Origin of the sequence: Bacteroides nordii, assembly GCF_019930665.1 — a bacterium.
GTDB classification, from domain to species: Bacteria; Bacteroidota; Bacteroidia; order Bacteroidales; family Bacteroidaceae; genus Bacteroides; species Bacteroides nordii.
Genome location: NZ_CP082886.1, coordinates 4,747,395 through 4,761,838, shown reverse-complemented (window position 1 = coordinate 4,761,838; position 14,444 = coordinate 4,747,395). Strand labels below are relative to the sequence as shown.

The 14,444-nt window shown below is 41.7% G+C and carries 10 protein-coding genes and 1 pseudogene; 8 read left to right on the top strand and 3 right to left on the bottom strand.

Going from position 1 to position 14,444, the window contains the following annotated elements; all coding sequences use genetic code 11:
• Positions 1-15 precede the first annotated feature (15 nt).
• The 8 genes and pseudogenes from K8P02_RS18460 to K8P02_RS18425 all read left to right on the top strand — a co-directional run bounded on the left by K8P02_RS18460 (position 16) and on the right by K8P02_RS18425 (position 12,848).
• Entirely contained in the window at positions 16-3,417 is a 3,402-nt protein-coding gene (locus K8P02_RS18460; protein WP_223381664.1) for a TonB-dependent receptor, read from the top strand.
• 13 nt (positions 3,418-3,430) lie between these two features.
• Entirely contained in the window at positions 3,431-5,368 is a 1,938-nt protein-coding gene (locus tag K8P02_RS18455) for a RagB/SusD family nutrient uptake outer membrane protein (RefSeq protein WP_223381662.1), read from the top strand.
• Positions 5,369-5,406: 38 nt separating this feature from the next.
• A complete protein-coding gene (locus tag K8P02_RS18450) occupies positions 5,407-6,753 on the top strand; it encodes a DUF5126 domain-containing protein (RefSeq protein WP_025866659.1) in 1,347 nt (448 codons plus the stop codon).
• Positions 6,754-6,924: 171 nt separating this feature from the next.
• Entirely contained in the window at positions 6,925-8,034 is a 1,110-nt protein-coding gene (locus tag K8P02_RS18445) for a glycoside hydrolase family 88/105 protein (RefSeq protein ID WP_223381660.1), read from the top strand.
• A gap of 7 nt (positions 8,035-8,041) precedes the next feature.
• Positions 8,042-10,327: a GH92 family glycosyl hydrolase gene (locus K8P02_RS18440; protein WP_223381657.1), complete on the top strand. Its 2,286-nt coding sequence runs from the start codon at positions 8,042-8,044 to the stop codon at positions 10,325-10,327.
• 31 nt (positions 10,328-10,358) lie between these two features.
• Positions 10,359-12,092 carry a hypothetical protein gene (locus K8P02_RS18435; protein WP_025866658.1) on the top strand — a complete coding sequence of 578 codons (1,734 nt, stop codon included), beginning with the start codon at positions 10,359-10,361 and terminating at the stop codon, positions 12,090-12,092.
• 134 nt (positions 12,093-12,226) lie between these two features.
• A pseudogene (locus K8P02_RS18430) lies at positions 12,227-12,559 on the top strand (type II toxin-antitoxin system RelE/ParE family toxin).
• Positions 12,546-12,848 carry a helix-turn-helix domain-containing protein gene (locus tag K8P02_RS18425; RefSeq protein ID WP_025866657.1) on the top strand — a complete coding sequence of 101 codons (303 nt, stop codon included), beginning with the start codon at positions 12,546-12,548 and terminating at the stop codon, positions 12,846-12,848. The pseudogene K8P02_RS18430 and the gene K8P02_RS18425 overlap by 14 nt, the downstream one beginning before the upstream one ends.
• Before the next feature lie 263 nt (positions 12,849-13,111).
• Here the strand turns inward: K8P02_RS18425 and K8P02_RS18420 are convergent, their stop codons facing one another.
• From K8P02_RS18420 to K8P02_RS18410, 3 genes are all read right to left on the bottom strand, one after another.
• Positions 13,112-13,513, bottom strand: a complete 402-nt coding sequence (locus K8P02_RS18420) for a hypothetical protein (protein WP_025866656.1) — start codon at positions 13,511-13,513, stop codon at positions 13,112-13,114.
• The gene (locus K8P02_RS18415) at positions 13,510-14,004 is read right to left on the bottom strand and encodes an N-acetylmuramoyl-L-alanine amidase (protein WP_025866655.1); all 495 of its coding nucleotides are present in this window, start codon (positions 14,002-14,004) and stop codon (positions 13,510-13,512) included. Before K8P02_RS18415 ends, K8P02_RS18420 begins: the two co-directional genes overlap by 4 nt.
• Positions 14,005-14,067: 63 nt before the next feature.
• Complete coding sequence (locus K8P02_RS18410; RefSeq protein WP_025866654.1) at positions 14,068-14,439, bottom strand: hypothetical protein; 372 nt, start codon at positions 14,437-14,439, stop codon at positions 14,068-14,070.
• Positions 14,440-14,444: the final 5 nt, after the last annotated feature.

Sequence of the window (14,444 nt, the reverse complement as noted above, 5' to 3'; positions counted from 1 at the left end):
CAATTAAATAAATTTATGAAAATCGGTCTTATAACTTTCGTAGCCACTACGTGCATAATCATCGACTCATTTGCAAACAGTAGCTATGCTCAGGCAACACATATTTCTATAGATGTTGAAAACACGACTTTAAAAGAAGTATTCAGAGAAATAGAAAGAAATAGTGAATTTGTAATTTTCTACTTAGAAGAAGACATAGATTCCAATAGAAAAGTATCCTTAAAAGTCAAGAACCAGACAGTAGACAAAGTTCTTGACAAAGTTTTGGCAAAAACCAACAAATCTTATCTGATAAACGATAAACAAATCTTTATCATCAAGAAAGAAAAAACTGCTTCTCCGGGTATTCCGGCCGTCACTCAACAAAAGGTAACCGTGAAAGGAGTGGTAACAGATATAAACGGCGAAAAGTTACCCGGTGCTACCGTTGTAGTAGAAGGTACTCCCAGGGGAGCTATTACAGATATTGACGGTACTTACACTATCGACGTAAATAAGAATGAGAAACTAACTTTTTCTTATCTTGGAATGGCGAGCCAGACAATTGCTGTCGGAGATAAAAAGATTATCAATGTAACACTGAAAGAAAAGGAAGATATGCTGGAAGAAGTAACAATCGTTGCTTTTGGAAAGCAAAAAAAGGAGAGTGTAATTTCCTCCATCCAGACAGTACATGTCAAAGACCTGAGAGTTCCCTCCAGTAACCTGACAACAGCCCTTTCAGGACGTATAGCCGGAGTCATTTCTTATCAGACGAGCGGTGAACCGGGACAGGATAATGCAGAGTTCTTTATCCGTGGTGTAACCTCTTTTGGTGCGGGAAAAGTAGACCCTCTTATCCTAATTGATAATGTGGAGGTGTCTTCCAATGATCTATCACGTTTGCATCCGGATGATATCCAAAGCTTTTCCATTCTAAAAGATGCTACGGCAACGGCCCTTTACGGCGCCCGTGGAGCAAACGGCGTAATCCTTGTGACCACCAAAGAGGGGAAAGAAGGTAAAATAAAGGTCTCCTTCCGTGTGGAAAATTCCTTTTCGTCACCCACCAAGAAAATAGAGATGGCAGACCCCATCACTTATATGCGGCTTGCCAATGAAGCGGTAACCGCCCGGAATCCCCTGGCTCCGGTACCTTACTCAAACAGCAAAATCGATAATACCATCCGCGGAACAAATGAGTATGCTTATCCGGCAGTAGACTGGATGAAGATGTTAACTAAAGATGTAGCCATCAATCAAAGAGCCAATCTGAATATTTCGGGAGGTGGTAAAGTAGCCAGATATTACATTGCAGGTTCTTTTTCTCAGGACAATGGTATTCTGAAAGTAGACAAGCGCAACAACTTTAACAATAATATTAATCTGAAAAAGTATCTGATCCGTTCTAATATAAACATCAATCTGACTAAAACGACAGAAGCAATCGTTCGTGTACATGGTACTTTCGATGATTATTCGGGTCCTATCAGAGGAGGTAGCGAAATGTACAGGAATATTCTGAATGTAAGCCCCGTACGTTTTCCTGCTTATTACGAACCGGATAAAACCTATGCCGGTACTACACATATCCTGTTTGGTGGTAATGAGGGTGTGCAATATATGAATCCCTATGCCGAAATGGTAAAGGGTTACAAGCAGGAAAGCAAAACAGTAATGATGGCCCAGATGGAATTGAAACAGGATTTTGGAAAATGGGTAAAAGGGTTGACAGGACGCTTGTTGGGTAATACAATCCGTACTTCCGGTTTTGATGTGACAAGAGCATACAGCCCGTTCTACTATGAATCAACCTATGACAGACTCACAGATAGTTATACCCTGACAGAACTAAATCCGGACACTGGTGAAGAATTTATCAGCTATAATCCGGGAAGTAAAACGGTTATCAGTTCATTCTATGGAGAAGCTTCTCTTGCTTACAATCGCGATTTTAAAAAGAATGCAGTAAGTGGTATGTTAGTAGCCATTGCGCGTAACTCGCTGACAGGTAATGCTTCTACTCTTTCCGAGTCTTTACAAAAAAGAAACCTGGGATTATCAGGACGTTTTACCTACGCATACGACTCCCGTTACATGGCAGAGTTCAACTTTGGATATAATGGCTCGGAGAAGTTTGACAAGGGCCACCGCTGGGGATTTTTTCCTTCATTCGGACTTGGATGGTCTATCTCCAATGAAGACTTCTGGACAGAAAATCTGAAAAAAGTTGTATCCAAACTCAAATTACGTGCCACATACGGTCTGGTAGGTAATGACGAAATCGGAAAGGAGAGCCAGCGTTTCTTCTATCTTTCACAAGTAACCATAGGTGGCGGAGATAGCTTCAGTACCGGATACGAATTTAACGGAAGAACCCGTAAAGGCGTAAAAATCAGTAATTATCCCAACTCCGAGATCGGATGGGAAATAGCTTACAAAACAAACCTCGGTGTTGAGCTCGGACTGTTTGACGGAAAGGTAGATATTATGGCAGACTTTTTCAAAGAACGCCGTACCAACATTCTCCAGTCCAGAGAAGATATATCCACTTCAATGGGATTATGGGCTACTCCGGATGTAAATGTGGGAGAAGCGAATGGCAAAGGTATCGATATATCAATTGATTACAACCACTCTTTCCATAAAGACTTGTGGATGGTAGGACGAGCCAACTTTACATATGCCAAATCTACCTACCGCTTCTATGAAGAACCTGATTATAGTGCCATTCCCTGGAAATCCAAAATAGGTATGCCTATCTCACAAAAATGGGGATATGTGGCCGAAAGACTTTTCATTGATGATGCAGATGTACAGAACTCTCCCCGGCAGGATTTCGGTGAATATCTGGCAGGCGACATCAAATACAAAGACATCAACAATGACGGTGTTATCAATGAAATAGATATGGTACCCATCGGGTATCCTACCACACCGGAAATCAACTACGGATTCGGACTTTCCTTCGGATATAAGAACTTCGACCTCTCCGTATTCTTTCAAGGCTCCGCCCGCTCCTCATTCTGGATAGACGCTGATAAAATGTCTCCATTCAACCAGTCCACTGCCAACGGAAGAGTGATTGAAACCGGATTGGCCAAATTCATTGCAGACGATCATTGGTCATTGACCTCCCAGAACCCCAAAGCATACTGGCCAAGGTTATCAAACACGCTTATTGCCAACAACAACCAACGCAGTACTCAATTTATGCAGGACGGTAGTTTTCTTCGCTTTAAAAGTGCGGAAATAGGTTATACACTTCCCAAGAGTTTTACGAACAAGATGAGGCTGACTACCTGCCGCTTCTATGCAAGCGGTACCAACTTGCTATTATTCAGTAAGTTCAAACTTTGGGATGTAGAAATGGGTGGTAATGGGTTAGGCTATCCTATCCAGCGCGTTATTAACTTAGGACTTAATCTTTCATTCTAAAAACACATACATTATGAAAACATATCTGACGATTTTTAAAACCTTTATCCTGATACTCTGCATTTCATTGGCATCCTGTCAGGAATATTTAAATGTAGTTCCGGACAATATCCCCACAGTAGATCATGCATTCAAAAACCGGCACGAAGCAGAAGGATTCCTTTATGGCTGCTTTTCCTTCCTCCCTTCATTTGCCGATGCCGGTTCCAATCCGGCACTTCTTGGTGGAGACGAAGTATGGTATATTGATCCTGTAACCGGCATGAGCCCTCGCCTTTGGTACATTGCCCGTGGTGACCAGGGTACCAATGCTCCTTTGGCAAACTATTGGGGCAGCAAACAGAATGGCGATGATCTGAAAGGAGGTAAAGCAATATTCACAGCATTGAGCGATTGCAATATCTTTCTTGAAAACATCCACAAACCTTATGATCTGACAGAAGAAGAACGGACCAGATGGGTTGCAGAAGTAAAATTCTTAAAAGCATTCTATCATTTCTGGCTCTTCCGCATGTATGGACCTATCCCATTAATTAAAGAAAACCTGCCTATCAGTTCCACATCCGAAGAAGTACAAAGATACCGGGAACCGGTAGACGAAGTAGTGAGCTATATCGCATCCTTACTGGACGAAGCTGCCAGTGATCTACCGCTACAGATAGAAGATCTGATGAATGACCTGGGAAGACCTACCCAACCGATGGCACTGGCTGTAAAAGCACAACTCCTTACGTTAGCTGCCAGTCCGCTCTTCAATGGCAATCCCGACTATGCGGACATTACCGACAACAGAGGAATTCATCTTTTCCCGCAAAGTTACAGTGCAGACAAGTGGAAAACAGCCGCAGATGCACTCAAAACCGCCATTGATGTAGCACATGAAGCCGGTCATGATTTATTTGACTTCAAGCAGACAAACTATGCAAGCAAACTGAATGAGAAAACCATCTTAGCCATGCAAGTGAGAGGAGCTGCCACAGAAAGATGGAACAAAGAAATCATCTGGGGCGATTCCAACTCAAATACAGACAACCTGCAACGTGCCTGCCATCCCATCTTCATGAGCGGACAAGGTACAGGCGGTTTACGAAAATGCTATGCTCCTCCTTTGAGAATAGTCGAACAGTTTTATACAGAAAACGGAGTACCTATCGAAGAAGATAAAGACTGGGTAGGAATAGATCCAATGGGAATAAAAACAGCATCCGCCAGTGATAAGCTGTATATCCAGGAAGGATTTGAGACAATCAATCTTCATTTCAAAAGAGAAGCCCGTTTCTATGGTTCAATCATTTTCGATGGCGGCACATTCTATGGTAACAGCCGAACCACGACAGATGATAACCTTTGGGTTACTCAACTGAAGTTTGGGAATATCGGTGGAGGTAATACCCCTTCAGACAGACATTCCAGCACCGGCTACCTATGCAAGAAAATGATCCATTACTTATCGTCCGTACCTGATAACAGCGACCAGTTTACCCAACACAGATACGCTTTCCCCATTATACGCCTGGCCGATCTTTACTTAATGTATGCTGAAGCATTGAATGAATGGAAAGCAACCCCGGATCAGGAAGTATACGAATACATCGATAAAGTGAGAGCAAGAACCGGATTGGAAGGCGTGGTAAAAAGCTGGCAGAAACATTCACTGACTCCGGACAAACCGGAAAACAAAGAAGGCATGAGAGAAATTATACGCAGAGAGCGTATGAATGAGTTGGCTTTTGAAGGAGTACGTTTCTGGGATCTGAAGCGATGGAAACTGGCAGAAACATACCTCAACAAACCCATCCGTGGCCTGAATATCATGGGAGAAACAGCACAAGATTTCTACCAGGTGAAGACTGTCTATCAATTAAAATATGCAAAGAAGGATTACCTGTGGCCTATTAAGCAAAGTGTTTTATTAAGAAACAAAAACCTGGTACAAAACTTAGACTGGTAATTGCAATTAGATTAATAACAGTTCAATAACAGAACAAAATGAAAAGAAATTATATCGCATACATATTGTTAACAGTTTCCCTGATGTGGAGCTGTTCGGAAGTGAAAGATTGGCAGGACGAAAAAGACAATATTCCTCCCAAAAGTGTCACAGACGTAGTAGTAGAAAACATAAACGGTGGTGCACGAATCACCTATAAACTGCCCGACGATCCCGATCTTCTGGCTGTAAAAGCAGTCTATTACTATAAAAAAGGAGAAGACCTGAAAGAGGCATACTCGTCTGCATTCAATAACACAATTTCATTGGAAGGCTTTCCCGATGTAAGCGAACGTAGCGTACAGTTATTTGCCATAGACAAAAGTATGAACCATTCTGATCCTGTAGAAGTACAAATCAAACCTCTTCTTCCTCCGGTAGAAATGATTCGTAAATCGCTTAAAGTAAATCCTACATTCGGTGGAGTCTATATGTTGTGGGAAAATGCACAGGAAGATGAGATATCCATCACCCTCTATAGAAAAGATGCTAAAGGTGACATGGCTTTCTACGATGCCTATTACAGCAAGGCTAAAGCGGGTAAATATACATTCCGGGGATTAGAAAATACGGAACAGGATTTCTGTTTTGAAATCAGAGACAAATGGGGAAATTACTCAGTACCGTTGGATACAGTGCTGACTCCTTTGTTTGAAGAAGAAATTGTCGGACGTAATAACAGTGGCGACATCTGGCAGAGATGGGGATGGGACGACAAGACCTGTATTTACAGAGGTGATATCGTAGGGCAAGAAGCTGCTGCCAACCGTCAGTTCCGCCTGATCCATGATGGCAACACCTGGAATAATTCTACCTGGTGGCACACCAAGGGCAATAAGTTATCCGATTTTATAGAATGGCCCAACGCAGAATACACGGTAATGCCTCTGTACTTTACCCTTGATATGGGTAAGAAAGCGTCTTATAGCCGGCTCAGATACTGGATGAGAAGTCGTACCCCTGTCTTCTCTGCACAAACCTTTACCAGTTTCGAGGTGTGGGGTACCAATGAACCCAAACCCCTCAGTCTGATAGGAGACGGAAGTAAAGAAGACAACCTGAAATACTGGACAGAGTGGCCGGAAGTGAACGGTACCGATGAATGGAAAAACGATTGGGAGAAACTGGCAGACTTCAAACTAACCCTGCCTTCAGGAACTACAGACCCCAATGCGCTAACCAATGAAGACATCGAATTTGTAAAAGCCGGATTCGAAGTGGAAATGGACCCGCAATACGCTAATGAACCTTTCCGCTACATTCGTTTTGTGATTCGTGAATGCAGGGAACCCAGTGCCCAGATTCAGCTAAGTGAACTTAAATTCTGGGGAGCGTATAAAGAATAATTATAAAAAAGTATGCCAAAGCAATGATTGATTGAAACGCAGATTAACCCGGATTTCCGCAAAGTAAATAAATAGAAGATAAAAGAAGAATCGTCTTTCTGAATCTGCACCAATTTGTGTTAATCTGCGTTTCATTGAATTAATTCATTTGTTATCAATATATCAAAGTAAATGTCGACAAAAGTCCTGTATATCATTATCTTTACTATCTTTGCGTCAACCTCTGTGGCGCAAAATAAGATTCTGAAGAAATTTCCCAAAGGTTACACTCCGGAAGAGGTAGGAATCAAGGTTGCCAACCGCTTCTTATCCGGTAAACACATGTTACATGGTGGCAAATGGATACATTATGCCGAAGTATGTACCTGGTACGGAGCAGTGCGTTTTGCCAGCGAAAGCAAGAATAAAGAGTTATCCAGGCAGTTACAAGAACGTTTTGACTATTTGTGTACAGCAGAAAGAGATCTCCTTCCTATCAAAAATCATGTCGATTTGAACATGTTCGGATGTCTTCCTCTGGAATTCTATCTGATAACAAAAAAGATGCAATACCTGGATTTGGGAATTTCTTATGCCGATACACAATGGGAGCTACCTGCGGAAGCCTCCATTGAAGAAAAAAAATGGACCGACAAAGGACTTAGCTGGCAAACCCGCTTGTGGATAGACGATATGTATATGATAACCATCTTGCAATCGCAAGCCTACAAAGCAACCGGTAACCAGAAATACATCGACCGAACTGCACGTTCAATGGCCGTCTACCTGGACGAATTGCAACGTCCTAACGGGCTGTTTTATCATGCCCCGGATGTCCCTTTCCTTTGGGGAAGAGGCAATGGATGGATGGCGGTAGGTATGGCTGAACTGTTGAAAGTATTGCCCAAAGACAACCCGGATCGTCCGCGTATCCTACAGGGGTATCTCGATATGATGAAAAGTTTAAAACAATATCAGGCAGAAAACGGTATGTGGAATCAGTTGATAGACGCTCCCGATTGCTGGAACGAAACTTCCGGAACGGCGATGTTTACCTACGCCATGATCACAGGCGTAAAACAAGGCTGGCTGAAAGCCCGGGAATATGCTCCTGCAGTCCGTAAAGCATGGCTATCACTGGTCTCTTATATCAATGAAGACGGAGATGTAACAGAGGTATGTTCGGGCACCAATAAGAGAAATAACCGGCAATACTATTATGACCGACCCCAAAAAACAGGAGATTATCATGGACAGGCACCCGTACTGTGGTGCGCTTTCGCATTAATGGAAAACAAATAAATTAGGTATGAAATTATATTTAAGTTTATTATGTACACTACTGCTATCCGGCTGTTCTATGACACGGAATGAGAAATATGCAGACTACGTTAACCCCGTCATTGGTACAGACATACAAAGACATGCACGAGGTGACAAAGCACCCTCAGAAGAGAAAGGGCAAACCATGCCGGCAGTCGGTGTACCCAACGGAATGACCAACTGGGTACCACAAACACTGGAAGGAGAACATAAATGTAATCCCCCTTATTACTATTACCACGACGAAATACAAGGATTCCGTGCCAGCCATTGGATCAGTGGCTCATGTACACAGGATTATGGCAGCGTAACAATAATGCCTGTCACCGGTGAATTAAAAACAAATGCCAGAGAGCGCGCTTCCCAATTTAGCCATGATGAAGAAACGGCAAAGCCTTACTATTATCAGGTGATGCTGAAAGATTACCTGATTCATGCCGAACTTACAGGTTTGTCTCATGCAGGAATCATGCGTTTTAGTTTTCAATCGGATAAAGATCGTTATATCATTATAGAACCCAATAGTGACAAGCAACAGGGGTATTTAAAAATTGATGCAAAGAGCAGGGAAGTAACAGGCTATAATCCCGCCTACAGAATCTATCAAGGAAGTGGAAAGAGTGCCGGATTCAGCGGCTATTTCGTCATCCGGTTTGAAGAAGACTTCGACTCCTTCGGAACATGGAAAGACAGTGAAATTACAACGGGAGAAACAGAAATAAAAGGGAACAAAAACAGGGTAGGGGCCTGGATTAAACTCGCTCCTGAAAAAGGGAACAGCATACAGGTAAAAGTAGGCACCTCTTTCACCAGTATTGAAAATGCCCGTAAAAATCTGGAAGCAGAGATTCCCGGATGGAACTTCGAGAAAGTAAAGAAACAATCGGCAGCCAATTGGGAGAAAGCACTGAGCCAGATAGCTGTAAAAAGTAGCGATGAGAAGAAAAAGACTCAATTTTATACCGCTCTTTACAATGCCCGTATGCTGCCCCGTACTTTCAGTGATGTGGAAGGTTATTATCCCGGTTTCTCCGAAAATTACACCATCCATCAAGCCAAAGATTTCACCTATTATTGCGATTTCTCCATGTGGGATATCTACAGAGCCGTATTACCTCTCTACTCCATTCTTAGCCCGTCTCTCACAGGAGACTTTTCTAAATCTTTCATTGTAAAAGGGCAACAAGGCGGGTGGCTGCCTATCTTTCCGCTATGGAATAATTATACGGCAGCCATGATCGGCGATCACGGAATAGCTATGATGGGGGATGCCATTCTGAAAGAGGTTCCGGGATTCGACTATGAGGAAGCCTACCGGCTTATGCGCAAAAATGCATTTGAAATCAATACAGACCGGAAAAGTTATGTAGAAGGTAAAGGGCGCCGGGGTTTAGAATCCTATCTTCAATACAACTATATCCCATTGGAAGACAATGTATGGGATGCATTCCATAAAAGAGAACAAGTATCCAGAACACTGGAATATGCCTATGATGACTTCGTCCTGGCACAAGTAGCCAGGAAATTAGGAAAAACAGATGACTACCGAACATTGGTAAAAAGGGCCATGAACTATAAAAACGTGATCGATCCGGAAACCGGCTATGCACGCGGACGTTATGCAAACGGAGAATGGATCGAACCTTTTGAGTTCGATAAATTTGTAGATTATATATGCGAAGGAACACCTTACCATTACACATGGTATGTTCCCCATGATGTAAACGGACTGATGAAACATATCGGCAAAGAACGTTTCCGGACACATCTCGACACCTTCTTTGAAAAAGATTACTACTGGCACGGCAATGAGCCGGGACATCATATTCCCTACCTTTTTGCTTTAGCTGGTGAAGCCTGGAAAACTCAAAAATGGGTACACAACATATTGAATAGAGAATATTATCCTACGCCCGATGGCCTGAGCGGTAACGACGATGCCGGACAAATGTCCGCATGGTTAGTGTTCAGTATGGTTGGATTTTATCCGGTATGTCCCGGTATGCCTTATTACGTCATTGGCAGTCCGGGCTTCGAAGAGAGTATCATCACGCTGGAGAATGGAAAAAAATTCAAGGTAGAGGCCAAAGGATATACAGAGGAAAACATCTATATCCAGTCGGCAACCTTGAACGGACAGCCTTACAACAAATGCTATATCCTGCATGAAGACATACTGAAAGGGGGTACTCTATCTTTCGTCATGGGAAATACTCCCAACAAGCAATGGGCATCCGGTGCCGATGCAATGCCTTACGTTACAACAGAATAAGACACAATTAATATAAATACAAATCAAAATTATGAAGAAGTGGATATTAGGAGGGATAGGACTCTGTATGTTTCTGCCTATCCTGGCACAACAAATTCAAAAAGAGGGATATCTGGTAATGGACATGGTACATCACAATCCCGGAGATGCCATGACACAGAGTGTTTTCCGCATGCCAGAGAAGTTAGCCTCTTTTGGCATGAATGGCATGGTCATCAATGAGTTTAAATTCCCGCAATGTGCCGTCAGTTTCTCAAAATTCGACAAGCGTATTTTTCCGAAAGGATCAGAAGAAAAAGCATGGATCGAAACACTGACAAAAGAAATCAGAACACAGATCAAAGCGTGTCACGAGAACGGTTTACAAGCGTTCTATTTCACTGATATCATTGTATTACCCCAAAAGTTAGTTGAGCTCTATAAAGACGAGATTTGTGACGAGGATGGAAAAATATCTTTCGAGAAGCCCAAAACCTGGGAGATTCACCGGATCATGCTGAAAGAATTATTCGAGCGTTTCCCGGAGATGGACGGATTGGTGATCCGTACCGGAGAGACTTATACCCACAACATTCCGTATCACATAGGAAACGGCCCGGTAGACTATAAAAACAGATATGATAAAAGTATTGAGATACATGCCCGGCTAATGAATCTGCTCAGAGAAGAGGTATGTGTAAAAAGAAATAAGAAGATTATATACCGTACGTGGGATTTTGGTTTCTTCCATGTCCGCCCGGATTATTACTTAGCCGTTACCGAACAAGTAGAACCACATCCCAATCTCTATATGGCTATCAAACACACCAATGGAGACTACTTCCGGACTTTCCATTTCAACAAAACGATCACATTGGGTAAACACAAACAAGTAGTGGAGGTACAATGCCAGCGTGAGTATGAAGGAAAAGGAGCTTATCCGAACTATGTGGCAAATGCCGTAATCAATGGTTTTGAAGAGACAAAGCAGGATGCTTCTCCCCGTTGCCTGAACGATGTGAAAGATAATCCATTGTTCTATGGCGTATGGACCTGGTCGAGAGGTGGAGGCTGGTACGGTCCTTACATCTCTAATGAACTTTGGTGTGACCTCAATACCTACGTGATGAGCCAATGGGCCCTGAATCCTAACCGCACAGAAGAAGATATTTTCAATGAATATGCACTGAAAATTGGCATATCCCAAGAGACTCTCCCATTCTTCCGCCGTCTGTGTATGCTGACCCCCGATGCTATTATCCGGGGAAGAGGTTCACTCCTGCACTCCGTCAATGTGACCTGGACACGCGACCATTATTTAGGAGGAATCAACCAGCTAAAGAGAATCTTCGATGAAATCTTAAAGAAAAACATAGTCGACGAGTCATTGTACGAAATGAAACTTTCCGTAGCACTCTGGGAGGATATAGTAGAATTATCCGAAAAGATACAATGCAACGACAAAGCCATCGAACAGTATATCAAAACCTCTTCTCTATATGGACTCTGGCTTCACAGAATTATGGAACAAGGCTGGATTGTCATGCTTAAAGGATATCAGGGTGAGCAAACAGGTGTATATGATAAAACAGCAATTAAACTCGCACTCGAAAAATACGATCACTCATGGAATGAGTATCGCCAACTGAAAGAAAATAACGGGGATTGTGCCACACTCTATTATGATCAACACGTTAAATTCAATGTGGGCGGTGATCGTACTAAAATCGGATTTGTAGAGGGTATGGGAGCAACCGTTAACAAGTATCGTGTGATGATAGAATGAATCGCCTGCTAACCCATCTATTGATGATTAGAAAGACGGCCACTTCCGTTAACTGACCTAACGGAAAAATGATTTTATGAAAATAAGCGCTTTTATTTGTTGTATAATTGAACAACATTCTGTATCTTTGTGTTATGGAAATTGAACGTAAAATACGAACATACGGAGGGTATTTTGAAGCATTTATGGAAACCTTGACTGAAAAAGAGCAGGATAAGGTACAATATGGATTGCTTCTCCTCAAAACTCAAGAAAGACTATCAGCTAAGTTTGTGAAGATAGTTAGAGAGGGTATATTTGAATTACGGACAGAATATAATGGTAATATTTACCGTGTGTTTTTCATCTTTGATGACGGTAATATAGTCGTTTTATTTAATGGTTTTTAGAAAAAAACACAGAAAACTCCCGATAGTGAAATAGAAAAAGCAATAAAAATAAAGGAGGCATATTATGCAGACAAATAATCATCAAATAGTAGATTATGATGCTGTGCTTGATGCGAAATTTGGCGCAAAAGGAACGGCACAGCGTACGGAGGCAGAAGAAAAGGCTTATGCCTTTTATACTGGACAAATAATTGAGGATGCCCGAAAAAAGGCCCAAATAAGCCAAGCTGAACTTGCTCGAAGAATAGGCTCTGATCGCTCATATATTTCACGCGTAGAAAAAGGGCAAACAGAACCTAGAGTATCAACCTTTTATCGTATCATGAATGCGTTAGGGTGCAGAATTGAATTTTCAATGATGTTATAAAATTAGGGGGTTCATTGCTGCAACCCTTCTTTAATAACAGCATTTCAAATTAACATTATTAACAGAGTCTCTTAACTACCATTGTTAAGCTTACAAAAGTACGTACTTTATGCCTATAAAAGTACGTACTTTTGGTATATAAAGAATACTAATTAACACACAGTTAAATACGTACTTTTATAATACTTCTATTTCTTTCTTAGGAAACAGACTTTTTTTATCGGTTTCTCCTAAATATAAAGCTTTGAGAAAAGTCATTTATACTACCGCCTCAGCCGATATATCAGCCAACCAACCATAATCAAAGCAAGTCCGATTACAATACCAAAGGCCCATCCTCCAAGCTCCATTTTAATAGACTCCCAACGAGATAACTGCTTCTCAATGGGATAAGGTACACAAATACTATCCGTCCGATTGATATAAGTCGTATCATATACAAGTTTATTTCTATATTCAACATGCCAACGGTCACGAAAAACAGTATCCCCTTTCATAGACATAAAAATACTATCATGTACGTGGATAGAATCACGTAACCAACGATCGCGATATTCTGTATTTATCTTAACCGTTTCTATCGGAACATATTTAATACTACTGCAAGATACCAACCATGCCCCGATGGATAGGAGCATGGTCAGTATGTAAATAAACCGTTTCATGGTTTCACAATTGTGTTACGCAAAAAGTTATTAAACTCGCTTCGCACATCGAAGCACGGGCAGCTTTTGATATATTCTCCCGGTTCAACTTCACCACTGTCATCAAGATCAGGAGAAGTATCGCGATGTCCAAGCAACTCAATGATATCATATTCCTTACACAACTTTGCAACCAGATCACGAAGAGAGTTCTTCTGCGCTTCTGTCCGGGTATCTGCCGGATGTCCATTCACATTGAGCCCACCAATGTAGCAAATACCAATACTATGTTTGTTGTATGACACCCCGGAGAATCCTTTCGTATTGCAGTGTGCTCCATCAACAGAGAGTGGGCGTCCATTCTCTACAGTACCGTCAAGACCAATTACGAAGTTATAACCGATCCGGGCGAACCCTCTTTGTCTGTGCATACGGTCAATGTCCTTTGCCCGTAAATCCAGTCCGGCACGTGTGGCCGAACAGTGAATAATAATTGAATCAATTTTATTCATACATTTTTCTTTTATTTGTTATGAAAAAACATAACAGAGTTATCAATAAGTATTTTATAGGACTCAATAATCAGAAGGTGGTACACGGTCAACGCATCCATGTACATTACATTTTTTCATCTCAGCCTCTTTAAGACACATTTCTAATTCATGCTTTTCACTAGTCACTTTAAGAGCCTTTTCTTCTGATTTCCTAAGCTCTATATACAAATAGTCCACTTTCTCATCTCTTTTTATTTTTTCAGACATAACGCGTGCTATTTCATCTTTCAACGTATTAATAACGATAAGAAGATTCTGCATTTCCACCCCATCTGCCGAAGCATTTTCTTTTCGAGTATTCGTCTTATGGTTAACAAAGAAATTAACAGTCCACTTTATAGCCTCCAAACCTCCTAATGCGCCAATTATAGTTAGCCAATCATTTAAGTTCATCCTTA